This window comes from Streptomyces sp. NPDC037083, from assembly GCF_055606485.1.
The window spans coordinates 990,419-1,012,598 of record NZ_JBVJSQ010000001.1 but is presented as its reverse complement, the minus strand read 5'-3'; the positions used below and the strand labels follow the sequence as shown (position 1 = coordinate 1,012,598).

The window sequence follows — 22,180 nt, the reverse complement described above, 5'->3', positions numbered from 1 at the left end:
TCCGCCGTCCAGTTTCGACGACCTTGGCACCGGTTTTGCGACTTATGACTTTTGCAGTGATTCCGGGGGAACGAGGACGATATGTCGTACGTGGAGATGTCGGGCGCGAAGGTGCCCATCCGTATGTGGACCGATCCGGCGTCGGTCGAGGAGGGCGCGCTGCAGCAGCTGCGCAACGTCGCGACCCTGCCGTGGATCAAGGGCCTGGCGGTCATGCCGGACGTCCACTACGGCAAGGGCGCGACGGTCGGCTCGGTCATCGCGATGCAGGGGGCCGTGTGTCCCGCGGCCGTGGGGGTGGACATCGGGTGCGGGATGTCGGCGGTCAGGACGTCGCTGACGGCGAACGACCTGCCCGGCGACCTGTCGCGGCTGCGCTCGAAGATCGAGCAGGCGATCCCGGTGGGCCGCGGGATGCACGACACCCCCGTCGAGCCGGGCCGCTTCCACGGGCTGGCCACCGGGGGGTGGGACGACTTCTGGGGACGGTTCGACGGGATCGCGGAGGCGGTCAAGTTCCGTGAGGAACGGGCCGTGAAGCAGATGGGAACGCTGGGAAGCGGGAATCACTTCGTCGAGGTATGCACCGATTCCACCGGTTCCGTCTGGCTGATGCTGCACTCCGGCTCCCGGAACATCGGCAAGGAACTCGCGGAATTCCACATCGGGCTGGCGCAGAAGCTCCCGCACAACCAGGGGCTGGTCGACCGTGACCTCGCGGTGTTCATCGCGGACACCCCGCAGATGGCGGCCTACCGCAACGACCTGTTCTGGGCGCAGGAGTACGCCAAGTACAACCGCACCATGATGATGGCGCTCCTGAAGGACGTGATCCGCAAGGAGTTCAAGAAGGCCAAGCCGACGTTCGAGTCCGAGATCTCCTGCCACCACAACTATGTGGCGGAAGAGCGTTATGAGGGGATGGACCTGTTGGTCACCCGCAAGGGCGCGATTCGGGCCGGTTCCGGCGAGTACGGCATCATCCCGGGCTCGATGGGCACGGGCTCGTACATCGTCAAGGGCCTCGGCAACGACAAGGCGTTCAACTCGGCCTCGCACGGCGCGGGTCGGCGCATGAGCCGCACCGCGGCCAAGCGTCGCTTCTCGACGAAGGACCTGGAGGACCAGACCCGGGGCGTGGAGTGCCGCAAGGACTCCGGCGTCGTGGACGAAATCCCGGGGGCCTACAAGCCGATCGAGCAGGTCATCGACCAGCAGCGGGACCTGGTCGAGGTCGTGGCGAAGCTGAAGCAGGTCGTCTGCGTGAAGGGCTGACGGACGAGGCCCCCGGGAGCGGGGGCCTCACTCCGTTCGCAAGAGCGGGTTCACACGAGCCGTTTCTCCAGCAGGGTCACCGCGTAGGGGCTGCCCGATCCGTCTTCCTTGGCGGGCTGTTCGCCGACGACCGTGTAGCCCGCCGACTCGTAGTAGGCGCGCAGACGGGGGTTGGAGGAGAGGCAGTCCAGGCGGGCGTAGGGGCGGCCGGTCGCGGCGATGCGGGACTCGGCCTGTGCCAGCATCCTGCTGCCCGTGCCCGGTGGCGACGTGTGGGGGGTCGTCATCAGGCGGTGGATGTAGCCGGCCTCGGGCGGGCGGGGGCCCCAGGCCGCCGGGTCGTCCCACCAGAGTTCGAAGGCGCCGGTCAGGGTCGTGCCCGTGTGCGCCAGCCAGACCTCGCCCTCGCGCATGCGGTCGACGAAGTGGGCCTCGGCCTTCTCGCCCGGCCGCCATTGCTCGATGCCCCGGGCCAGTTGCCACAGGGCCGCCGTGTCCCGCAGGCGGACGAGGAGGGGGGCGTCCCGGGGGGTCGCCCTGCGATAGGCCGGCTCCGGCCAGGCGGTGGGGAGGGGTTCGAGGAGGCGGGCGCGCAGGGTGGCTGACAGGGTGTCCGCGTCGAGGCCCAGGGCCTGCGTCACATACCCCTCGACCGAGCCGTAGCGGGCGCGCAGGGCCGCCAGGAACAGGCGCATCACGGCTGCGGGGGCGCGGCCGAAGGCCGGCCAGGCCGGGGAGCGGCCCTCGTTGCGGTTCCGCCAGTCGGCCAGCAGGGCCGGGGTCGCCAGTTCGGTCAGGGTGAAGTCCTCGACGACCGTCTCGTCCGGGACGCCGAGGAGGGCGAGGACCAGTGCGGCGAGCTGGCCGGTGCGGTCCTTGCCGGAGGCGCAGTGGAACACCAGGGCTTCCCGGGCGTCGGCCACCAGCCGCAGCGCGGTCGCGATCTCCTTCGTGCCGTCCTCGGCCACCTCCATGTAGCGGGCGCTGAGGTAGGGGCCGGGGTCTACCTCCGGCGTCAACGCCGCCTGGTTGTAGGGCCGGTGCTCGATGCTGAGGTTGTGGTACGCGAAGGAGTCGTGCTGGGGGATCCGGCCTCTCGACTCCGCCTCCCAGGGGTGACGCAGGTCCACGACCGTGCGGACGTCCAGGGCGAGGAAGCGGTTCCAGTCCGGGGTGTCCGGTCGCAGTCTGCCGAGCGAGTCCGCGCGGAACAGAAGGCCCGGACGGATCCGGTGGCCGGTGCCGGTCTGGTATCCGCCCAGGTCGCGGAAGTTGTGCAGCGTCTCGAACGGTATGTGTCTGTCCACGGGCAGGACCTTACGGCGCGGTGGGAACCGGGCGGGGCACCGCGGTGTCTTCAGGTGAGCGTTCGGGTGTTCTCGAACGGGGATGCGAAAGCGACGTGACGCAGGAACACGGGACACAGGAACACGGGGGTTCTGCGATGGTGCGTGGGCGTTGGCGTGGGCGGGGACGTGCGGCCGTCTGGGGCGCGGGGCTGGTGCTGCTGGCCGTCGGGTCGCTCGCCGGCTGTTCCCAGGAGTACGAGGACGAGCGGGGCAAGGGGGACGCTCCGGTGCAGGGGAAGGCGGGGGACGACACGCCCGCCGAGGTGTTCAACATGCCCGACGGGTTCGGGAACCTGGCCACGAAGTGCGTGGGGCACGGGTTCCGGGCGTATGTGACGACCAACGCGACGGGCCCGTCCAACGTGCAGATCGTCGAGGACAAGACGTGCGGCGGCTGACGGCGGTCGGCTGCGCGCTCGGCCTCGCTCTGCTGCTCGGCGGATGTGCGCAGGAGTACTACGACGAGCGGGGCAAGGCCGACGCTCCGGTGCAGGGGAAGGCGGGGGACGACACGCCCGCCGAGGTGTTCAACATGCCCGACGGGTTCGGGAACCTGGCCACCAAGTGCGTCGGCGCCGGGAAGCGGGGCTACGTGACGACCCGGGACGTCCACGCCGAGAGCGACGGCGACGGCGACGCCGAGATCGTGATCGTCCCGGCGAACGCCGTCGTCGTCGACGACCCGGACTGCAAGGGGCCGTAGCCCCCGGGCGGCGCGCCCGGGGCGGGCCCTACTTCGCGTGCCGGACCGCGTAGATCATGACGAACGCCACGATGTGGATGCCGAAGAGGAAGTAGGCCAGGAAGACCCACATGTGGCGTTCGTTCTTCGTTTCCTGGATCAGGCGGCGCTGTTCGAGCGATCTCGCCTCCTGCTCCTCCTCGGACATCACAGCTCCCGGTGGACCTTGGTGTTCGACGCCTGGGCGCGGGGGCGCAGGACGAGGAGGTCGACGTTGACGTGGCTGGGGCGGGTGACGGCCCAGGCGATCGTCTCGGCCACGTCCGACGCGGTGAGGGGTTCGGCGACGCCTTCGTAGACCTTGGCAGCCCTGTCCTTGTCGCCGCCGAAGCGGGTGAGGGCGAACTCGTCGGTCTTGACCATGCCCGGGGCGATCTCGATGACGCGGACGGGTTGGCCGACGATCTCCAGGCGGAGGGTCTCGGCCAGGACGTGGGCGCCGTGCTTGGCGGCGACGTAGCCCGCGCCGCCCTCGTACGTGCCGAGGCCGGCCGTGGAGGAGACGACGACCACCGTGCCGTCGCCGCTCGCGACGAGCTTTGGCAGGAGGGCCTGGGTGACGTTGAGGGTGCCGAGGACGTTCGTCTCGTACATGGTGCGCCAGTCGGCGGGGTCGCCGGTGGCGACGGGGTCGGCGCCGAGTGCGCCGCCCGCGTTGTTGACCAGCACGCCGATCGTCCCGAAGGCCGTCGCGAACTCGTCGACCGCCGCGCGGTCCGTCACGTCCAGCTGGTACGCGGTCGCCGAGCCGCCCGACTGCGTGATCTCCTCGGCGAGGGCCTCGATGCGGTCCTTGCGGCGGGCCGTGAGGACCACCCGGTAGCCGGCCGCGGCGAGTTGCCGGGCGGTGGCGGCGCCGATTCCGCTGCTCGCACCCGTGACGACGGCGATGCGGGAGGCGGCGGACGGTGCGGCGGGGGCCATGGGCTGCTCCTCGGACGGCGGCGGATCGGTGCAGTCAGGATAGGCGGGCGGGGTGTACGGCCGGGCGGCGGTCTCACCTTGCGGGCGGCGCGGGCGGGGGCCCGGTGGGACGATGAGAGGGGTGATCCTCCCGTTCCCGGAGGTGGACCATGGGACAGGCGCGCGAGGTCATGGACCGGCTCACGGAGGCGGTGACGTCGAAGTCCGACCTGCGGGTCCTCGGCGAGCTCTTCGCCGAGGACGCGGTGGCATTCACGTCCGACGGCGGAGAGATGCACGGGCGCGACGACATCGTCGAGTACTGGCGGCGGATGACGGAGGCCGTTCCGGACGGCTCGTTCGAGTCGGTGCACGCGTACGAGATCGGCAACACGGCCATCGACGAGGGCTTCTTCAGCGGTCGCAACACGGGGCCGATCGAGCTGCCGTCGGGTGACTCGCTGCCCGCCACGCAGAAGGAGGTCAGGATCCGCGGGGTGGACCTGGCCACGGTCGACGAGGACGGACGGATCGTCGACTACCGGCTGTACTTCGACGAGCTGGAGTTCCTGGGCCAGCTGGGGCTGCTGCCGGAGGAGCCGGTCTGACCGCCCGAGGAGGAGCGGGACGAGCGCGCGGTGCGGCCGCAGCCGCGCGCGGCGGTGCGCTGTCACCTGTTGGAGGGCGCTGGCCGGGCGTCCGGCGTGGGATACATCCCCTGCACAGAGCCCGGGCGGTTTCCGATCGAGGAGTGGTGGCATGCGCAGGATGCGGGGCGTCGCGGTGTGGGGTGCCGTGCTGGCGGTGGGGGTGGGCGTCTCGCCCGCCCGCGCGGCGGGGGAGGCGACCGAGGCCGACCTGTCGTACCACGGGTCCGCCGTGATGGACGGGGGCCGGGTCGACGTGCGGCTGACTCCGCGCAATCACGGGCCGGGTGACGTCCCCGACTCGACCGTGCGGCTGCGCTGGTCGGCGCCGTTGGCGGCGGGGGAGCAGCGGTTGCCGGTGGGTTGTGCGCGGACGGGGCGGCAGGAGGTGGTGTGCCGGACGGGGGCGCTGCCCGCGGACGGGCTGGGGGAGCTGATCGCGCTGCGGGTGTGGCTGCGCGGGCGGCCGACGGAGGTGACGATGGACGTGGACACGGCGTGGGGCGGCGGGGCGGTCGACCGTAACCGGTCCAACGACCGGCAGCAGGTGCTGGTGCTGGACACCGGGGACGCGTACTTCTTCTGACCGTCCACCGCTTCCGGCCGTCCGCCGCTCCTGATCGTCGACGGCTTCCGGCCGTCCGCCGCTCCTGACCGTGCGGTGCTTCCGGCCGGCCGGTTTGTTCCGGCCGTCGTGGGGCGCGTGCGTCGTACGATGCGCGGACGGCGCTGACGGAGGCGCCGGTGAAGGGGTGCGATGTCCGGGAACGTGCGGTCGCGGCTGCTGGACGAGCTGTCCGTGGTCTCCCGCCGGTACGTGGCCGCCTATGCCCTGTTCAACCAGGCTCTCGCCGACCGGCTCGGGCTGCACCCCACGGACCTGCAATGTCTGAACCTGCTGGCGCTGGAACGGGAGCCGGTGACGACGGGCCGGGTCGCCGAGCTGACGGGACTGACCACCGGGTCGGCCACCCGGCTGGTGGACCGGTTGGAGAAGGCGGGCTACGTGGTCCGGGAGCGGGACGCGGCCGACCGGCGGCGGGTGCTGGTGGCGACGGTGCCGGAGCGCGTCGCGGAGTTCGGGCGGATGTGGGAGCGGCTGGGCGGCGACTGGATGCCGCTCTTCGAGGATCTCGCGGACGCCGAACTCGCGGTGATCGTCCGGCACATGCGGCGGACGGTCGAGTTCGGCGCGGAGCAGGTCGTGCGGTTGCGGGAAGGCCGGGTCTAGGGGCGGATGCAGGAGACGGAGATACGGCCGGCCGCGACGGCGGCCGAGGGGGCGCGGGGCGCCGGCGCGGGGCGTGGGCTGCCGCGGCACTGGCCGCTGACGCTGCTGGGCGCGGCCCTGCTGCCGGGCGCGGTGCTGGTGCTGGTGGGGCGGTCGCTGGAGGAGCCTGCGGTCCAGGCGTGGCGGACGGTGTGTCTGGCGGTGACGGTCCAGGCGCTGCCGTTCCTGCTGCTGGGAACGGCCTTGTCGGGCGCCATCAACGCGTTCGTGCCGGCGAGCGTCTTCAGCCGGCTGCTGCCCAAGCGGGCGGCGCTGGCGGTGCCGGTGGCCGGGATGGCGGGGGTGGTGCTGCCGGGGTGCGAGTGCGCGTCGGTGCCGGTGGCGAGCAGTCTGATCGGGCGCGGGGTGACTCCCGCGGCGGCCTTCGCGTTCCTGCTCTCCGCCCCGGCCGTGAACCCGGTGGTGCTGACGGCGACGGCGGTCGCGTTTCCCGGCAGTCCCGAGATGGTGCTGGCCCGGCTGGCGGCCTCGCTGGTGACGGCGGCGGCGATGGGCTGGCTGTGGCTGTGGCTGGGCCGCGAGGAGTGGCTGCGGCCGGTGCTGCGGCACACCGGGCACCGGCCCGGGCACAGTCGCTGGACGGAGTTCCGGCGCGGTTTCCAGCACGACTTCCTGCACGCCGGGGGTTTCCTGGTGGTGGGGGCGATGGCGGCGGCGACCTTCAACGTGGCGGTGCCGCAGTCCGTGCTGGACACGTTCTCCGGCTCGCCGTGGCTGTCGGTGCTGTTCCTCGCGGCGCTGGCGATCGTGCTGGCGGTGTGCAGCGAGGCGGACGCGTTCGTGGCGGCGTCGCTCAGCGGGTTCTCGCCGGTGGCGCGGCTGGCGTTCATGGTGGTGGGGCCGATGGTCGACCTGAAGCTGATCGCCCTGCAGGCGGGGACCTTCGGGCGGGCCTTCGCGGTGCGGTTCTCCGCGGCCACCGCCGTGGTCGCGGTGGTGTGCAGCGCGGTGATCGGAGGGGTGCTCCTGTGAAGCGGTTCGCGCAGGTGGGGCTGCTGGTGCTGGCGGGGCTGGGGTTGTTGCACACCTCGCTCTTCACGGACGAGTACCTGCGGTTCGTGAAGGAGGGGATGCGGCCGCTGCTGGTCGCCTCGGGGGCGCTGCTGATCGGGCTGGGGGTGGCCGAGGCGTGGGCTTCGCCCCCGGCGGAAGGGCACGAGGAGCACGGCGACGATCACGGTCATGACCACTCCGGTGTGCCGCGGGTGGCCTGGCTGCTGTTCCTGCCGGTGCTGAGCCTGCTCTTCTACGCCCCGCCCGCGCTCGGCTCGTACACCGCCTCCCGGGAGCCGGCCAAGGCCGTCGCGGTGCAGGAGGACGACTTCGATCCGCTGCCGGCGACCTCGCCGCTTCCGATCACGCTCACCGAGTTCACCCAGCGGGTGCAGCAGGACCGCTCGCGGGCCGTGAAGGGGCGCACGGTTCGGATGACCGGGTTCGTGACGCCCGCCGACGCGGACAGCTGGTATCTCACCCGGATCCTCATCAGCTGCTGCGCGGCGGACTCGACGACGCTGAAGGTGCGGGTCTACGGGGCGGCCGCGCCGAAGACCGACACCTGGGTGACCGTCGACGGAACGTGGCACCCGGGTGGGGTGCTGGGGACGTCGTCGGCGGGCGTGGCGGTGGACGCGCGGAGCGTGGAGACGGTGCCCAAGCCGTCCAACGCGTACATGGACGCGGTGCCGCTCGGCTGACCGGAGGCGCCGGAGCGCCGGACCCGGCCGACCGGCCCCTCCGGTGCGGAGACAGCGCGCCGGACGCGCGGAAGGCGCCGCGCGGTAATCGCACGGGACGCGCCGTAAGCCCGCCGGTGGCGTCGCGGGCGGGCCGCGGGCGAGGCGCGGGCGGGCCGGGAACGGGACAGGAATAGAAACCGTGAGGGGGTCGTTGCAGGGGTATAGTTGAACCGTCAACAACTTTGGAGGTTGAGCGACCATGCAGTTCGGGATCTTCAGCGTCGGCGATGTCACGCCGGACCCCACCACGGGCCGTACGCCGACCGAGCGCGAGCGGATCAAGGCCATGGTCGCCATCGCGCTGAAGGCCGAGGAGGTCGGCCTCGACGTCTTCGCGACCGGCGAGCACCACAACCCGCCGTTCGTACCCTCGTCCCCGACGACGATGCTCGGCTACATAGCCGCGCAGACGCGGAACCTGATCCTCTCCACCTCCACCACCCTCATCACCACCAACGACCCGGTGAAGATCGCGGAGGACTTCGCGATGCTCCAGCACCTGGCCGACGGGCGCGTGGACCTGATGATGGGGCGCGGGAACACCGGCCCGGTCTACCCCTGGTTCGGCCAGGACATCCGGCAGGGCATCAACCTCGCCGTCGAGAACTACGCTCTGCTGCGCCGGCTGTGGCGCGAGGACGTCGTCGACTGGGAGGGGAAGTTCCGCACCGCCCTGCAGGGGTTCACCTCCACCCCCCGGCCGCTGGACGACGTGCCGCCGTTCGTCTGGCACGGGTCCATCCGCTCGCCCGAGATCGCCGAGCAGGCCGCGTTCTACGGCGACGGCTTCTTCCACAACAACATCTTCTGGCCCGCCGACCACACCCGGCGGATGGTCGAGCTGTACCGGGCCCGGTACGCGCACTACGGGCACGGCACGCCCGAGCAGGCCATCGTCGGCCTCGGCGGCCAGGTGTTCATGCGGAAGAACTCGCAGGACGCCGTCCGTGAGTTCCGGCCGTACTTCGACAACGCGCCCGTCTACGGGCACGGGCCGTCCCTGGAGGACTTCACCGACCAGACCCCGCTGACCGTCGGCACGCCCGAGCAGGTCATCGAGAAGACCCTGAAGTTCCGCGAGTACGCGGGCGACTACCAGCGCCAGCTGTTCCTCCTGGACCACGCGGGACTGCCGCTGAAGACCGTGCTGGAGCAGCTCGACCTGCTCGGCGAGGAGGTCGTGCCGGTGCTGCGCAAGGAGTTCGCCGTCGGCCGGCCGGCCGACGTGCCCGACGCGCCGACGCACGGGTCGCTGTTCGCGCGCAAGGAGGCCGGGGAGGTCGTGGCATGAAGCTCGTCGTCGTCTCGGCGGGGCTGAGCGTCCCGTCGTCGACCCGCCTGCTGGCCGACCGGCTGGCCCAGGCGGTGGAGCGGCAGGCGTCCGCCGACGTCCAGGTCGTGGAGGTGCGCGACCTCGCCGTCGAGATCGCCCACAACCTCACCAACGGCTTCCCCGGCGGGAAGCTGGCCGCCGCGCTGGAGGCGGTGACGGCGGCGGACGGGCTGGTCGTCGTCACGCCGGTGTTCTCCGCCTCCTACAGCGGTCTGTTCAAGTCGTTCTTCGACGTGCTGGACCAGGACGCGCTGGCGGGCAAGCCGGTGCTGATCGCCGCGACCGGGGGCAGCGCCCGCCACTCGCTCGTCCTCGAGCACGCGCTGCGGCCGCTCTTCTCCTACCTGCGGGCCGTCGTCGTGCCGACCGCCGTGTACGCGGCCTCGGAGGACTGGGGCGCGCAGGGGCTGCCCGAGCGGATCGAGCGGGCGGCGGGGGAACTGGCCGCGCTGATGACCGGACTGTCGGTGGCCCGGCAGGCGAAGCCGGCGACGGACGACTTCGAGGTCGTGCCGTTCGCGCAGCGGCTGGCGGCTCTGCGGTCCGGCCCGTCCGGGGGCGCGGGAACGCCCGCCCGGACGGTGAGAGCCCAGTAAGAAGGGTGCCCCCGGCACCGCCCGTCCGGCCGAACCGCCGGAGGCCAGGGCAGACTGGGCGGGTGTCTCCCACCGTTCTGCTCGCCGAAGACGACCGTGCCATCCGCCATGCCCTGGAACGCGCCCTGGCCCTGGAGGGTTACCGGGTCACCGCTGTCGCGGACGGCGTCGAGGCACTGGCGCAGGCCCACAAGAACCCGCCGGACGTGCTCGTCCTCGACGTGATGATGCCCGGGATCGACGGCCTCCAGGTCTGCCGGGTGCTGCGCGCCGAGGGCGACCGCACGCCCATCCTGATGCTGACCGCGCTCGTGGAGACCGCCGACCGGATCGCCGGGCTGGACGCGGGCGCCGACGACTACGTCGTCAAGCCGTTCGACGTCGAGGAGGTCTTCGCCCGGCTGCGGGCGCTGCTGCGCCGGACCGGGTCGGAGGCCGCGGCGCCCGCGCCCGAGCCCCCGAAGCCGCTTCCCGAGCGGTTCGTGGAGGCGGCGGGGCTGCGGATGGACCCGCAGGCGCGGCGGGCGTGGCGGGGCGAGCGGGAGCTGGAGCTGACCCGCACCGAGTTCGAGCTGCTGGAACTGCTGGTGCGCAACGGCGGGATCGTCCTGGACCACTCCACGATCTACGACCGCATCTGGGGCTACGACTTCGGGCCCGGTTCCAAGAACCTCGCCGTCTACGTCGGCTATCTGCGCCGCAAGCTCGACCAGCCGGGCGCCCCGCAGCTGATCCACACCGTGCGCGGGGTGGGTTACGTGCTGCGGGAGGACTGAGGGCACGGGCGTGAGCCGTCTGCGCCGTCTGCGGCGGGCCCTGTCCCGGCCGCGGCCGAAGCTGGTGTCGCTGCGCACCACCTTCGCGGTGTCCTTCGCGGCCGTGACCGCCGCCGTCACCGTGCTCGTCGGCGTCCTGTCGTACTCGGCGGCCGCCCGGCTGGTCCGCGTCGACCAGGAGTCGGTGTTCGACGAGGTCGTGCAGGACCTGCGGGACGAGGTGCGCGACCACCGGATGGCGCCGGAGGACTTCTCCTCGGTCGCGCCGGGCCACGACATCGTGCGCCCCGCCCGCACGGACGTGCAGGTGCTCGGCCCGGACGGCTCGGTCGAGGACGGCGGCAGCCCCGGCCTGCCGGTCGTGGCATCCGACCGCGCGATCGCGGCCGCCTCGCCGGCCGGGCGGATGGCCGAGCACAAGGACGTGGACGTCGGCAGCGACGTCTACCGCATCGCGACCGTCTCCCTGGGCGGCGGCCGGGGCGCGGTGCAGGTGGCGCAGGAGTTCAGCGACACCGAGGACCTGCTGCGGGCGCTCCAGCAGCGCACGCTGATCCTGATGACCGCGGTCGTGACGGCCGCCGGGCTGTTCGGCTGGTGGCTGGCCCGGCGCATCACCCACCGGCTGGTGATCCTCACCACCGCCGCCGAGGACGTCGCCCGCACCCGCCGGCTGGGCGTCCAGGTGCCGGTCACCGGTCATGACGAGGTGGGCCGCCTCGGCCGTGCCTTCGACCGCATGCTGGGCCGGCTCGCCCAGTCGGAGGAGGACCAGCGGCGGCTCGTCCAGGACGCGGGGCACGAACTGCGCACGCCCCTGACGTCGCTGCGGACGAACATCAGCCTGCTGCGCCGCATCGACGAGCTGCCGCCGGACACCCGTGACGAACTGGTCGCGGACCTGACCCAGGAGGCCCGCGAGCTGACCGACCTGGTCAACGAGCTCGTCGACCTCGCGGCCGGCCAGTCCGACACCGAACCGCCGCGCAGAGTGGACCTCGCCGACGTCGCGGAGGAGGTCGCGGGCCTGGCCCGGCGCCGCACCGGGCGGCAGATCGTGATCCGGGCGAGCGGCGACACCACCGTCCACGGGCGGCCGGGGATGCTCCAGCGGGCGGTGTCCAACCTCGTGGAGAACGCGACCAAGTTCGACCGCGACGGACGCTCGCCCGTCGAGATCGCCGTCACCGGGCCCGCCCGGCCCGGCGTCGTCCGCGTCGAGGTGCTCGACCGGGGGCCCGGCATCGCGGAGGCCGACCTGACCCGCGTCTTCGACCGCTTCTACCGGGCGGCCGACGCCCGCTCCCTGCCCGGCTCCGGCCTCGGCCTGTCGATCGTCCGCGAGGTGGCCCTGGCCCACGGCGGTGCCCCGTTCGCGTTCCGCCGCGCGGGCGGCGGCACGGTGATCGGCTTCACGGCGCGCGGCGGCCAGCCGGACACCGCGCGTGACGAGGCCCGCCCCCGGAACCCCCGAGGCTGACCCGGCCCGGCCCGACGGCCTGACCCGCCTCGCCCCGACGCGCGCGCCCCGGCCCACGCCGTTCGCGCGGCCCCGGTGGCGCCTGGCCGTAGGTGACAAGAGGGGGGCGTGAGGGCGTGAGGGCGGGTATGCGGGGGAATGATATGAGATGCGCGTTTGCGCGGGAGAGTGGGATGAGTGAGTGAGTGAGGCATCGGACGTCGTCGGTGAGCCGCTCACCGCGCGCGTCACCGTCGACGAGCAGGGCGCCGTGACCGGCTGGAACGACGGCGCCGGACGGCTGCTCGGCTACGCCCCGGAACAGGTCCTGGGCCGGCCGGCGGCCACGCTCCTCGCCGAGGAGCCGGCCGCGGCGGACCTCCCGCCGCTCGCCGGACTGCCCCGGTGGCAGGGCACGCTCGTCCTGCGCCACCGAGACGGCCGCCGCGTGGAGACCGGGGTCCTCGCGCACCACCGGACGAGGGAGGACGGGACCCGCGACTGGCTCGTGGTCTGCGCCCTGTCCGGGCCGGGGCCCCGGCCCGAGGACGACGCGCTCATGCGGTGGGGCTTCCTGCAGTCCCCGTCCTGCGCGACCGCCGTGTACGACACCGACCTGCGCTACCGCCGCTCCAACCGGACCGCCCAGGGCGCGCTGGGCCTCGGCGACGAGGAGCTGCGCGGGCTGCGGATGACGGATGTGCTCCTCACACCGCTGTCGCAGGAGGTCGAGCGACGGATGCGGCAGGCGCTGGAGACCGGTGAGCCGCAGTACGTGGAGAACCACACCCGGGCCCCGGGCGAGGTGCGCGAGCACGCCTGGTCGGTCCATGTCTACCGGGTGGAGGACCCGGGCGGCCGGGTGCTGGGCGTGGCCGCCGCCGGGCACGACATGACGGAGCAGTACTGGGCCCGCAAGCGCCTGCAGCTGATCGCGGAGGCCAGCACCCGGATCGGCAGCACCCTCGACGTGACGCGGACCGCGCAGGAGCTGGCGGACGTGGCGGTGCCGGGCCTCGCCGACTTCCTCAGCGTCGACCTGCTGACCTCGTTCGAGCGGGGCCAGGAGGAGCCCGCGGCCGGCAGCTCGCTGCCGCTGCGGCGCGTCGCGCACCAGTCGGTGCTGCCGGGCGTCCCCGAGGCCGTCCTCGGCGTGGGCGAGGTGGACGAGTACCCGGAGGGGTCCCCGCCGGTGGAGAGCCTGCGCTCGGGGCGTTCGGTGCGCCGCCGGATCGACCACGACGCGCTGCCCGCGTGGGTCGCCGGGGACCCGCTGCGCACCGCGCGCATCCGGGACCACGGCTTCCACTCGGTGATGGCCGTGCCCCTGACGGCGCGCGGGACCGCGCTCGGCGTCGTCGTCTTCGCCCGCCACCGGCACCCGGACCCCTTCCAGGACGACGACCTGGTCCTCGCCGAGGAACTGGCGGCCCGGGCGGCCGTCTGCATCGACAACGCCCGGCGCTACACCCGCGAACGCGCGACGTCGGTCACCCTGCAGCGCAGCCTGCTGCCGCAGCGGCTGCCCGAGCAGTCCGCGCTGGAGGTGGCCTCCCGCTACCTCCCGGCCGACGTGCGGGCCGGGGTGGGCGGCGACTGGTTCGACGTCATCGCGCTGTCCGGAGCGCGGGTCGCGCTGGTCGTCGGCGACGTCGTGGGCCACGGCATCCACGCGTCGGCGACCATGGGGCGGCTGCGCACGGCCGTACGCACGCTCGCCGACATCGACCTGCCCCCCGACGAGCTGCTCACCCACCTCGACGACCTCGTGGGCCTGCTGGCCACGGAGACGGACGCGCTGGACGAGCCGGAGACCGCGGGGGACGTCGGGGCGACCTGCCTGTACGCCGTCTACGACCCGGTCACCCGCCGCTGCACCCTGGCCAGGGCGGGGCACCCGCTGCCGGCCGTGGTGAGCCCGGAGGGCGAGGTGGAGCTGCTCGCGCTCCCCGCGGGGCCTCCCCTGGGCCTGGGCGGCCTGCCGTTCGAGTCGCTGGAGATCGAACTGCCCGAGGGCAGCCTGCTCGCCCTCTACACCGACGGCCTGATCGAGTCCCGTTCCCGCTCGCGTGACGTCGACGTCGACGACGGCGCCGCCCGTCTGTGCCGGGCCCTGGCCGCTCCCGCGGTCTCCCTGGACGCGGTGTGCGACACGGTCCTCGCCGATCTGCTGCCCCGGCTGCCCAGCGACGACGTGGCGCTGCTCGTCGCGCGCACCCGGGCGCTCGACGCCTCCCGCGTCGCCACCTGGGAAGTGGCCTCCGACCCCGCCGCGGTCGCCGAGGCCCGAAAGCGCGCCGTCGATCGCCTGGAGGCGTGGGGGCTGACCGACGCCGCCTTCGTCACCGAGCTGATCGTCAGCGAGCTGGTCACCAACGCCATCCGGCACGGAGAACCGCCCGTCCAACTGCGGCTCATCCACGACCGGACGCTCATCTGCGAGGTCTCCGACGCCGGCGGGACGGCTCCCCACATGCGCCGGGCCCGCACCTACGACGAGGGCGGCCGCGGCCTTCTCCTGGTCGCCCAGCTGAGCCGCCGCTGGGGGACCCGTCCCGGCGCCAAGGGCAAGACGATCTGGGCGGAGCAGACCATCGAGGGGCAGGCGGACGCCTCCTGGCGCTGAGCCCGTGGCCCGCCCGGCGGACGTGGCCCGGATCACATCCGGTGCGTTGAGTGCCGGGGCCGGGTGGATTCCGTACCCCAGCACGACGACCGTGGTCCGGATGCGAAGATGAGGCGCGATGACCGCTGGGTGGTGTTCTCGCGCGATACGGGCCGCGCTGTTCGCGGCCGTCTGTGTGCTGCTCGCCGCCCTGGGCCACCTGATGATGTCCGGCGACGAGGCGCCCGGGTGGGCGCTGGCCGCCGGCACGGCCGTCGTGGCGGGCGCGGGCTGGTGCCTGGCGGGCCGGGAGCGCGGACTGCCCCTCGTCGTGACGGTCGCGGTCGCCGCCCAGGCGGCCCTGCACTCGGCGTTCTCGCTGACCGCGCCGACGCCGGGGCCGGCGTCCACCGCCGTGGGGTCCATGGACATGGGCCCGATGCGCATGGGGTCCATGGACATGAGCCACATGGGCGACATGGGCCACATGGGCCATGTCGACCACATGGGGCACCTGGGTCATCTGGGCCACATGGGGCACGGCGCCGGCGACGGCGGCTCGTCCTCGTTCGGCATGCTCGCCGCCCACCTCCTGGCCGCGCTGCTGTGCGGGCTGTGGCTGGCGTACGGCGAGAGGGCCGCGTTCCGGATCCTGCGCGCCGTGGCCGGGCGGCTGGCCGCGCCGCTGCGGCTGCTGCTCGCTCTGCCCGTCACCCCGGACCGTCCGCGCGTCCGGTTCAACCGCCGCCGCTCGGACCGGGCGCCGCGGCTGCTCCTCCTCGCCCACGCGATCACCACCAGGGGCCCGCCCCCGAGGGCCGCCGTCGCCGTCTGACGACAGCAGTCGACCGGACGACCCGGGGCCGCTCCGCGCGCCCCGGGCCGCCGGTCCCTCATGCCGTCATGCCCTCACGCCCTCATGGATGATCCGAGAAGGACACCAGGTGATCAGTACTGCCCGCAAGGCATCCCAGGCCGCCCTCGACGAGTCGACGACCGCGTGGGCGCTCGCCGCCCGCGCCGGCGACCCGGACGCCGTCGAGCGCTTCGTACGCGCTCTGCACCGCGACGTCCTGCGATACGTCGCCCATCTGTGCGCCGACCCCCAGGCGGTCGACGACCTCGCCCAGGACACCTTCCTGCGCGCCCTCGCCAGTCTGCACAGGTTCGAAGGCCGTTCCTCCGCGCGTTCCTGGCTGCTGTCCATCGCCCGCCGGGCGGTGGTCGACAGCTACCGGCACGCCGCCGCCCGGCCCCGCCTGTCCGATGTGCCGGACTGGCAGCTCGCCGCGGAACGGAGCCAGCCGTGCGGACTGCCCGGCTTCGACGACGGAGTCGTCCTGCTGGACCTGCTGGCCTCGCTGCCGGCCGAGCGGCGCGAGGCGTTCGTCCTCACCCAGCTGGCCGGGCTGCCCTACGCGGAGGCGGCCGAAGCGAGCGACTGCCCGGTCGGCACGGTGCGTTCGCGGGTGGCGCGGGCCCGGGCGACCCTGGCGGACCTGCTGGCGGAGGATGCCGTCGACGACGCCGCCCTCGCCGCCTGAACCACGCGCCGACGCCGGTCCGACCCACGGGCCGGCGCCGGTCCTGCGGGGGTCGGCGGTCAGCGAGCCCTTCTGAGGGCGGTGGTCCGTGCCACCGCCCTCAGAAGGGCCTGCCAGGGCCAGACGAGGAACGGCCGCGTCGGCAGCCCGACCTCCCGGAGCTTGAGCACCTCGCTGACCGGGAGCGGGGTGCAGTTCAGGGCCAGAAGCCGCAGCCCCTGCTGGTCGTCGCGCTCCCGGCACGCCTTGATGAACCGCTCCAGCACGCCGAGCGGCGCATGGCTGCCGATGGCGGCCATCAGATGGTCGGTGTGCAGGGGGAACAGGCCCACGTGGCGGGTCCCGAGGAAGGTCCTCGTCCGCCACAGGCGGTAGAGGGTGATCCCGCTGCAGCACTGCGCCGCCTCGACGAGCAGCCGCTCGGCGTCGAGGCGGCGGCCGCCCGCGCGGAACGCCTGCCAGACGCGGGGCAGCAGGTCGGGCTCCTGGTCGCAGAGCCGGCTGAGCTCCAGGTCCGCCTCGGTGTCACGGTCCTCGTCGCGCAGCCTCTCCACTGCCGAGACGATCTTCAGGACGGTGTCGTAGGCGTCGTCGGCCACCTGCGGGGACGCCTCCGGGGACGCCGTCGCCCCCGACGTCCGTGACGCGGCCACGGAGGCGGGCGTCCCCGGCGCGGACGGCTCCGACGCGGACGGCTCCGGGCCGGAGCCGTCGTTGCGGGCGATCTCCTGCGCGGTCTCGCGCGCCATGTCGGTCAGGTGCCAGGCCTCCTTCTCGTGCAGGCGCAACAGCGCGGTGTGCTGCCGGATCTGGTGCTCCAGTTCGGCGATCCGCCCGCGGGCCACGTCCCGCTCCGCGGTGGTCTCGCCTATCTCCCGGGCATGGTCGCCGGCGGCGGCGACCAGGTCGGCCAGCGCCTCCTCGGCCTGCCGGCGCAGCGCCCGTTCGCGTTCCAGCTCGTCGCGCAGCACGCCGAGTTCGGCGGCGGTCCGCACCCTGACCCGCTCCAGCTGCTCCCGCAGCTCCTCGAGGTCGAACTCCCGCACCCGCAGCGGTTTCGTGCCGCGCTCGGCGTCGAGCACGGCGTACAGGAGCTGACGGGTCTCCTGGACGGCCTCCGGGTCGGGCTCACCGCCGGCGGCGGCCTCGCACACCTGGTGCAGGGCCGTGACCTGGGTGCGGCTGGGCACTTCGGTTCCGTCGAGGAACCTCGACAGCCGCGCGACGCCGACGACGATTCCCCGCTGCGCGAGTCCCTCCATCAGCTCCGCGTCGCTCAGCCCGGCCGCCTCCCGCAGCCTGCGCAGATGCGCGACCAGCGCCCGGCGCGGCCCGTCGGGGCCGTGTTGCGGCACGGCGAGCCCCTCGGACTCCCTCCCCGCCCGCCCCGCGTCCAGCTCACGGCCCACCGCCACCCCCGAGTCTCCCGCCGCCCAATGCGCGCCCCCACGCACGCGCACGGGTGCCCTGACGCACCATCACCTTCGACTGCCGAGCTCGGAACTGTACTGAACGGCCCGAGCGGACCGGAGCGAAACCCGACATCCCGCCACCCGGCCGACGCGCCCGCCGAACGGCAATGTTGTGCACTTTATTGACGCTGGTCACGTGAGGGCCTAACTTCACGGTGTCATTCCCCCGGTCAAGGGAGACCGCGATGCCCCCGTCCCCCGTCGCATCACCGTCCACGACCGTCGAACGCAACCGGCAGCTGCGCGTGGTCGCCGCCTCCGGACTGCTCGGCACCGCCGTGGAGTTCTACGACTTCCTCGTCTACGGAACGGTCGCCGCCCTCGTCTTCGGCGAGCTCTTCTTCCCCGGCGCCGACCCTGCCGTCGGCACCATCGCCGCGTTCGGCACGTTCGCCGCCGGCTATGTCGCCCGTCCGCTCGGCGGCATCCTCTTCGGGCACTTCGGCGACCGGCTCGGCCGCAAGTCGATGCTGCTGCTCACCATGGGCCTCATGGGCGGCGCCAGCTTCCTCGTCGGACTGCTGCCCACGTACGACACGATCGGCGTGTGGGCGCCGGTGCTGCTGATCACCCTGCGCGTCCTGCAGGGCATCGCCATCGGCGGTGAGTGGGGCGGCGCCACGCTGATGGTCGTCGAGCACGCGGGCGAGCGGCGGCGCGGACTGTGGTCCAGCTTCACGCAGATGGGAGCCCCGCTCGGCTCCCTGCTCTCCACCGCCGTCGTCACGCTCGTCGTCACCCTCCCCAGGGACGAGTTCGCGGCCTGGGGCTGGCGCGTGCCGTTCCTGCTGAGCGTGGTGCTGCTCGGCGTCGGACTCCTCGTCCGCCTCAAGGTCGTCGAGAGCCCCCTCTTCGACGAGGTGAAGAAGGACGGCGCCCGCTCGCGGCTGCCGATCCTCGACGTGCTGCGGCGCCCCCGCCCCGTCCTGCTGGCCTGCTGCGTCGGCATCGGCGCCTTCACCGCCCAGTCCCTGCTGACCAGCTATCTGATCGCGTACGCCACCGGCATCGGCTACGCCCGCCCGCAGGTGCTCACCGCGCTCACGGTGTCCGCCGCCGTCGCGCTCGTCGTGCTGCCCTGCGCCTCCGCGCTCTCGGACCGCGTCGGCCGCCGCCCGGTCGTCCTCGCCGGAGCGATCGCCTCCGCCGCGCTCGCCTTCCCGGTGCTCGCGCTGGTCGACTCGAAGTCGCCGGGACTGCTCATCCTCGCCGTCGTCCTCGGCCACGGCATCGCCCAGTCCACGATGTACGGCCCGCTGGGCGCCCTGCTCACCGAGATGTTCGGCACCGAGGTCCGCTACACCGGCGCCTCGCTCGGCTACCAGGGCGCCACCCTCGTCGGCGCCGGGTTCTCCCCGATGATCGCCGGGAGCCTGGTGGCCGGGAGCGGCGACAGCACCCCGGTGTCGCTGCTGCTGTGCGGCGGGGCCGTCATCACGGCCGTGACCGTCCTCTTCGTGCGCGAGACCAGCCGGGCCTCCCTGGGCGGCGCGGCCGAGAGCCCGGACGTCCCCCGCACGCAGGAGGTCTCCGCATGACGGCCGGCGCCCCGGCGCGCACGACGGACGTCCGCCCGGCCGCCGACGGACGCTGACGTGGTACGACCGCCCGCCGCACCGCCGCCGGGCGGTCGTACCCTTTCCTGCGTGGAGGACGACGACATCGCGGACACCCCGGACGGCGCCCCGCAGCTGCGCCCGCAGTCGCTGATGCTCGGCTTCTTCGGCAACCACGTGCTGGAACAGGGCGACCTGTGCGTCTACTCGGGCAGCATCATCGACGTGCTCGGCCGGGTCGGGGTCGGTGAGCAGGCCGTACGGTCCACGCTGACCCGCATGGTCGGCCGGGGCCTGCTGCGCCGGCAGCGCGAGGGCCGCCGGATGTACTTCGGGCTGACCGAGCAGGCGACGCGCGTCCTGCACGGCGGCCGCGTCCGCATCTGGCAGCAGGGCGCCGTCAACGACGACTGGGACGGCGACTGGACGCTGCTGGGCTTCTCGCTCCCCGAGTCCCGCCAGCGCGAGCGCCACGACCTGCGTTCACGGCTCGCCTGGTCCGGATTCGGCGCGCTGTACAGCGGGCTGTGGATCGCGCCGGGGCGCGTGGACGTCGCCGCCGTGGTCGCCGAACTCGGCCTGACCTCCCACGTCAAGATCTTCCACGCCTCGGCCGACGCCGCCGTCGACATCGGCCTGATGGTCCGCGAGACCTGGGATCTGGAGAGCATCGCCGCCCGCTACGTCTCCTTCGACAAGCGCTGGACCGCCCGCCTGAACGCCGAACCGGGCGACGACCCGATCGGCACCCGGCTGCGCCTGGTCAGCGAATGGCTCTGGACGATCCGCACGGACCCCCGGCTCCCCGCCCGCCACCTGCCCCCCGAGTGGCCGGCCCGCGCCGCTCAGGAGACCTTCCGCCGGGTGGCGGAACAGACCGCGGCCCCCGCGCGCCGCCTGGCCGAAATGGTCCTGGAAACGGCGCCGCTGCGCTAGCGGCGCGGTGCTGCGGTCAGCGGTCCTTGCGGGCCACTCCGCCGTAGATGCCGATCGGCGGGGCGTCCTTGTTCGGGGGCTCGTCGGGGCGCCAGTGCGGGACCAGGACCAGGCCCGGCTCGGTCAGGGTGAGGCCGCCGAAGAAGTCCAGGACGCGGGCGTGGGAGCGGGGGTTCATGGTGGCGGTGGCGTTCTTGTAGACGTTCACCGCGTCGTCGCGGTCGCCGTCGTGGATGTCGACCGTCGCGTGGGACAGGACCAGCTGGGATCCCGTCGGCAGGGCGTCGAGGAGGGTGGCGACGATGGCGCCGGGGTCCTCCTCCTCGGTGACGAAGTGCAGGACGGCCACCAGCAGCAGCGCCACCGGCCGGTCGAAGTCCACGACCCTGCGCACGTCGGGGTGGTCGAGGACGGACCGGGGATCGCGCAGGTCGGCCAGCACCACGGACGTGTGGTCGTCGTCGTCCAGCAGGGTCCGTGAATGGGCGCTGACGATCGGGTCGTTGTCGACGTACGCCACTCGGGTCTCGGGGGCGATGGCGCGCGCTATCTGATGGACGTTGGGCTCGGTCGGCAGGCCCGTGCCGATGTCGAGGATCTGCCGGATGCCGCCCTCGGCGACGACGTGACGCACGGCGCGGTGCATGAACAGCCGGTTCGCCCGGACGGCCAGCCGGACCTCCGGCGCCGCGCGGATGAACCTCTCGGCGGCCTCCTGGTCGACCTCGTAGTTGTCCTTGCCGCCGAGGAAGTAGTCGTACATCCGGGCGGGGTGGGGCTTGCTCGTGTCGATCGTCAGCGACGTGCCGTCGCCGCCGTCGGCGTCGCCGCCGCGAGGAGAGGTCATGCTGCCTTGCTCCGCCCTGGACTTGGTGTCCTGCCGCCGGACGAACCGGGATGGGTGACTGTCGGGTCCCCCATCCTGACATGCCCTCACCAGCGGCCAACCGCGGTGAGGGCCAGGGCAGTTGCCGGGGCTCGTCTCAGCCGAGGAGCCGGCGCTTCTGTTCCGCGAACTCGGCCTCGGTGAGCACCCCTTGCTTCCTGAGCTCTCCCAGCTCCTTGAGCTGATCGATCCTGGCGCTCAGGTCGTCGGCCTGCGGCGCGGCCTGCGGCGCGGCCTGCGGCGCGGCCTGCGGGGCGGCCTGCGGCGGCTGCTCGTAGGACTGCGGCGGGGGCTCCCGGTAGCCCTCCTGGGCCGCCCAGCGTCCCTGCTGACGGCGCGACACACGGTTGGAGACGGCGGTCGCCGTACCCGCGACGACGGCGGTGCGGGCTACTCCGCGAAGAAGACCTGGCATGGCCCATCCCCTTTCGTCCGGAGGCCATTCCATTGGACCACCTCGAGCGGGCCCGGACCACCGCGCGGTGGTCCGGTACGCCGCGGCTCCTCGCCCGATCTGCCGATCACGGCGACTGGTGGCAGGCTGGAAGGGTGTCCACAGCCGGACGTTCGGCCCGGCGATGAGGCCCAGTTGAAGGAGCCCGGAAAATGGCCACACAAAGCACGGGAATGCACCGGACCACCGCCCGGGGAATGGGCGCGGTGTCCGGCTGGGTGGTATTCGCCGCGATCATGATGATGTTCGGCGGCGTGCTGGCGATATTCGAGGGAATAGCCGCCATCGCGGAGGACGACGTCTTCGTCTCCACCCGGAATTTCACCTTTCAGTGGAGCCTGACCAGCTGGGGCTGGCTGCACCTCTCCCTCGGCATCGTGGTGGTGCTGGCGGGTATGGCCCTGTTCAGCGGGGCGATGTGGGCCCGTGTCGTCGGTATCACCGTCGCTGGTCTCAATCTGATCGCCAATTTCGCGTGGCTGCCCTGGTACCCGTTCTGGGCGATCACGCTGATGGTCATCGACGGATTCGTCATCTGGGCGCTGTGCGTCGGCCCGCGAAGGGATGCCGCCACCTGACCTCGGGCCCGCGGGCACGGAGGGCCCGCCCTCGGTGTC

Annotated in this window: 24 protein-coding genes; 18 read left to right on the top strand and 6 right to left on the bottom strand. The window is 73.0% G+C overall.

Annotated features, from left to right (window positions below; all coding sequences use genetic code 11):
• The first annotated feature begins 81 nt into the window (after positions 1 to 81).
• Positions 82 to 1,275 (top strand): RtcB family protein, encoded by a 1,194-nt coding sequence (locus tag ACZ7DE_RS04685; protein WP_470757833.1) that lies wholly within the window; start codon positions 82 to 84, stop codon positions 1,273 to 1,275.
• Between the two features lie 50 nt (positions 1,276 to 1,325).
• On the opposite strand, the gene ACZ7DE_RS04680 is transcribed toward ACZ7DE_RS04685, so the two are convergent.
• A complete protein-coding gene (locus tag ACZ7DE_RS04680) occupies positions 1,326 to 2,582 on the bottom strand; it encodes a tyrosine-protein phosphatase (RefSeq protein ID WP_470757831.1) in 1,257 nt (418 codons plus the stop codon).
• 137 nt (positions 2,583 to 2,719) lie between these two features.
• On the opposite strand from ACZ7DE_RS04680, the gene ACZ7DE_RS04675 reads away from it, so the two are divergent.
• Both ACZ7DE_RS04675 and ACZ7DE_RS04670 read left to right on the top strand, forming a co-directional pair.
• Positions 2,720 to 3,022, top strand: coding sequence for a hypothetical protein (locus tag ACZ7DE_RS04675; protein WP_470757829.1), 303 nt, complete (start codon positions 2,720 to 2,722; stop codon positions 3,020 to 3,022).
• Positions 3,010 to 3,327: a hypothetical protein gene (locus ACZ7DE_RS04670; protein ID WP_470757827.1), complete on the top strand. Its 318-nt coding sequence runs from the start codon at positions 3,010 to 3,012 to the stop codon at positions 3,325 to 3,327. The genes ACZ7DE_RS04675 and ACZ7DE_RS04670 overlap by 13 nt, the downstream gene beginning before the upstream one ends.
• A gap of 28 nt (positions 3,328 to 3,355) precedes the next feature.
• On the opposite strand, the gene ACZ7DE_RS04665 is transcribed toward ACZ7DE_RS04670, so the two are convergent.
• Positions 3,356 to 3,514, bottom strand: coding sequence for a hypothetical protein (locus ACZ7DE_RS04665; RefSeq protein WP_470757825.1), 159 nt, complete (start codon positions 3,512 to 3,514; stop codon positions 3,356 to 3,358).
• The gene (locus tag ACZ7DE_RS04660) at positions 3,514 to 4,290 is read right to left on the bottom strand and encodes an SDR family NAD(P)-dependent oxidoreductase (protein ID WP_470757823.1); all 777 of its coding nucleotides are present in this window, start codon (positions 4,288 to 4,290) and stop codon (positions 3,514 to 3,516) included. Before ACZ7DE_RS04660 ends, ACZ7DE_RS04665 begins: the two co-directional genes overlap by 1 nt.
• A 149-nt stretch (positions 4,291 to 4,439) precedes the next feature.
• Here ACZ7DE_RS04660 and ACZ7DE_RS04655 point away from each other — a divergent pair, with 149 nt between their 5' ends.
• From ACZ7DE_RS04655 to ACZ7DE_RS04600, 12 genes are all read left to right on the top strand, one after another.
• Complete coding sequence (locus ACZ7DE_RS04655; RefSeq protein WP_470757821.1) at positions 4,440 to 4,877, top strand: ester cyclase; 438 nt, start codon at positions 4,440 to 4,442, stop codon at positions 4,875 to 4,877.
• 151 nt (positions 4,878 to 5,028) lie between these two features.
• Entirely contained in the window at positions 5,029 to 5,502 is a 474-nt protein-coding gene (locus tag ACZ7DE_RS04650; RefSeq protein ID WP_470757819.1) for a hypothetical protein, read from the top strand.
• Positions 5,503 to 5,673: 171 nt separating this feature from the next.
• Entirely contained in the window at positions 5,674 to 6,147 is a 474-nt protein-coding gene (locus tag ACZ7DE_RS04645) for a MarR family winged helix-turn-helix transcriptional regulator (RefSeq protein ID WP_470757817.1), read from the top strand.
• A gap of 6 nt (positions 6,148 to 6,153) precedes the next feature.
• Positions 6,154 to 7,179, top strand: a complete 1,026-nt coding sequence (locus ACZ7DE_RS04640; RefSeq protein ID WP_470757815.1) for a permease — start codon at positions 6,154 to 6,156, stop codon at positions 7,177 to 7,179.
• Positions 7,176 to 7,904, top strand: coding sequence for a TIGR03943 family putative permease subunit (locus ACZ7DE_RS04635; protein WP_470757813.1), 729 nt, complete (start codon positions 7,176 to 7,178; stop codon positions 7,902 to 7,904). Before ACZ7DE_RS04640 ends, ACZ7DE_RS04635 begins: the two co-directional genes overlap by 4 nt.
• Before the next feature lie 241 nt (positions 7,905 to 8,145).
• A complete protein-coding gene (locus ACZ7DE_RS04630; protein ID WP_470757811.1) occupies positions 8,146 to 9,237 on the top strand; it encodes an LLM class flavin-dependent oxidoreductase in 1,092 nt (363 codons plus the stop codon).
• Positions 9,234 to 9,875, top strand: coding sequence for an FMN reductase (locus tag ACZ7DE_RS04625; RefSeq protein ID WP_470757809.1), 642 nt, complete (start codon positions 9,234 to 9,236; stop codon positions 9,873 to 9,875). Before ACZ7DE_RS04630 ends, ACZ7DE_RS04625 begins: the two co-directional genes overlap by 4 nt.
• Positions 9,876 to 9,937: 62 nt before the next feature.
• Positions 9,938 to 10,651, top strand: a complete 714-nt coding sequence (locus ACZ7DE_RS04620) for a response regulator transcription factor (RefSeq protein WP_470757807.1) — start codon at positions 9,938 to 9,940, stop codon at positions 10,649 to 10,651.
• Between the two features lie 19 nt (positions 10,652 to 10,670).
• Positions 10,671 to 12,131 carry a sensor histidine kinase gene (locus tag ACZ7DE_RS04615; RefSeq protein ID WP_470758012.1) on the top strand — a complete coding sequence of 487 codons (1,461 nt, stop codon included), beginning with the start codon at positions 10,671 to 10,673 and terminating at the stop codon, positions 12,129 to 12,131.
• Positions 12,132 to 12,312: 181 nt separating this feature from the next.
• Entirely contained in the window at positions 12,313 to 14,736 is a 2,424-nt protein-coding gene (locus tag ACZ7DE_RS04610; protein WP_470757804.1) for a SpoIIE family protein phosphatase, read from the top strand.
• 118 nt (positions 14,737 to 14,854) lie between these two features.
• Entirely contained in the window at positions 14,855 to 15,550 is a 696-nt protein-coding gene (locus ACZ7DE_RS04605) for a hypothetical protein (protein ID WP_470757802.1), read from the top strand.
• A gap of 88 nt (positions 15,551 to 15,638) precedes the next feature.
• A complete protein-coding gene (locus ACZ7DE_RS04600) occupies positions 15,639 to 16,259 on the top strand; it encodes a sigma-70 family RNA polymerase sigma factor (RefSeq protein WP_470757800.1) in 621 nt (206 codons plus the stop codon).
• 59 nt (positions 16,260 to 16,318) lie between these two features.
• Here ACZ7DE_RS04600 and ACZ7DE_RS04595 read toward each other — a convergent pair whose 3' ends face one another.
• Positions 16,319 to 17,674 (bottom strand): hypothetical protein, encoded by a 1,356-nt coding sequence (locus ACZ7DE_RS04595; protein WP_470757798.1) that lies wholly within the window; start codon positions 17,672 to 17,674, stop codon positions 16,319 to 16,321.
• 242 nt (positions 17,675 to 17,916) lie between these two features.
• Between ACZ7DE_RS04595 and ACZ7DE_RS04590 the strand changes: the two genes are divergently transcribed.
• Positions 17,917 to 19,269, top strand: a complete 1,353-nt coding sequence (locus ACZ7DE_RS04590; protein ID WP_470757796.1) for an MFS transporter — start codon at positions 17,917 to 17,919, stop codon at positions 19,267 to 19,269.
• Between the two features lie 108 nt (positions 19,270 to 19,377).
• Complete coding sequence (locus ACZ7DE_RS04585; protein WP_470757794.1) at positions 19,378 to 20,223, top strand: PaaX family transcriptional regulator; 846 nt, start codon at positions 19,378 to 19,380, stop codon at positions 20,221 to 20,223.
• A gap of 16 nt (positions 20,224 to 20,239) precedes the next feature.
• On the opposite strand, the gene ACZ7DE_RS04580 is transcribed toward ACZ7DE_RS04585, so the two are convergent.
• Both ACZ7DE_RS04580 and ACZ7DE_RS04575 read right to left on the bottom strand, forming a co-directional pair.
• A complete protein-coding gene (locus tag ACZ7DE_RS04580) occupies positions 20,240 to 21,070 on the bottom strand; it encodes an SAM-dependent methyltransferase (protein WP_470757792.1) in 831 nt (276 codons plus the stop codon).
• A 136-nt stretch (positions 21,071 to 21,206) separates the two neighbouring features.
• Positions 21,207 to 21,524 carry an SHOCT domain-containing protein gene (locus ACZ7DE_RS04575; RefSeq protein ID WP_470757791.1) on the bottom strand — a complete coding sequence of 106 codons (318 nt, stop codon included), beginning with the start codon at positions 21,522 to 21,524 and terminating at the stop codon, positions 21,207 to 21,209.
• Between the two features lie 191 nt (positions 21,525 to 21,715).
• Between ACZ7DE_RS04575 and ACZ7DE_RS04570 the strand changes: the two genes are divergently transcribed.
• Entirely contained in the window at positions 21,716 to 22,141 is a 426-nt protein-coding gene (locus ACZ7DE_RS04570; RefSeq protein WP_470757789.1) for a DUF7144 family membrane protein, read from the top strand.
• Positions 22,142 to 22,180 lie beyond the last annotated feature (39 nt).

Bases quoted from the DNA above. Each gene is read 5' to 3' on its own strand.
- ACZ7DE_RS04600 (WP_470757800.1), top strand. From the start codon at position 15,639: ATGATCCGAGAAGGACACCAGGTGATCAGTACTGCCCGCAAGGCATCC.
- ACZ7DE_RS04590 (WP_470757796.1), top strand. From the start codon at position 17,917: ATGCCCCCGTCCCCCGTCGCATCACCGTCCACGACCGTCGAACGCAAC.
- ACZ7DE_RS04625 (WP_470757809.1), top strand. From the start codon at position 9,234: ATGAAGCTCGTCGTCGTCTCGGCGGGGCTGAGCGTCCCGTCGTCGACC.
- ACZ7DE_RS04575 (WP_470757791.1), bottom strand. From the start codon at position 21,524: ATGCCAGGTCTTCTTCGCGGAGTAGCCCGCACCGCCGTCGTCGCGGGT.
- ACZ7DE_RS04640 (WP_470757815.1), top strand. From the start codon at position 6,154: ATGCAGGAGACGGAGATACGGCCGGCCGCGACGGCGGCCGAGGGGGCG.
- ACZ7DE_RS04630 (WP_470757811.1), top strand. From the start codon at position 8,146: ATGCAGTTCGGGATCTTCAGCGTCGGCGATGTCACGCCGGACCCCACC.
- ACZ7DE_RS04645 (WP_470757817.1), top strand. From the start codon at position 5,674: ATGTCCGGGAACGTGCGGTCGCGGCTGCTGGACGAGCTGTCCGTGGTC.
- ACZ7DE_RS04655 (WP_470757821.1), top strand. From the start codon at position 4,440: ATGGGACAGGCGCGCGAGGTCATGGACCGGCTCACGGAGGCGGTGACG.
- ACZ7DE_RS04605 (WP_470757802.1), top strand. From the start codon at position 14,855: ATGACCGCTGGGTGGTGTTCTCGCGCGATACGGGCCGCGCTGTTCGCG.
- ACZ7DE_RS04570 (WP_470757789.1), top strand. From the start codon at position 21,716: ATGGCCACACAAAGCACGGGAATGCACCGGACCACCGCCCGGGGAATG.
- ACZ7DE_RS04665 (WP_470757825.1), bottom strand. From the start codon at position 3,514: ATGTCCGAGGAGGAGCAGGAGGCGAGATCGCTCGAACAGCGCCGCCTG.
- ACZ7DE_RS04650 (WP_470757819.1), top strand. From the start codon at position 5,029: ATGCGCAGGATGCGGGGCGTCGCGGTGTGGGGTGCCGTGCTGGCGGTG.
- ACZ7DE_RS04675 (WP_470757829.1), top strand. From the start codon at position 2,720: ATGGTGCGTGGGCGTTGGCGTGGGCGGGGACGTGCGGCCGTCTGGGGC.
- ACZ7DE_RS04660 (WP_470757823.1), bottom strand. From the start codon at position 4,290: ATGGCCCCCGCCGCACCGTCCGCCGCCTCCCGCATCGCCGTCGTCACG.
- ACZ7DE_RS04685 (WP_470757833.1), top strand. From the start codon at position 82: ATGTCGTACGTGGAGATGTCGGGCGCGAAGGTGCCCATCCGTATGTGG.
- ACZ7DE_RS04580 (WP_470757792.1), bottom strand. From the start codon at position 21,070: ATGACCTCTCCTCGCGGCGGCGACGCCGACGGCGGCGACGGCACGTCG.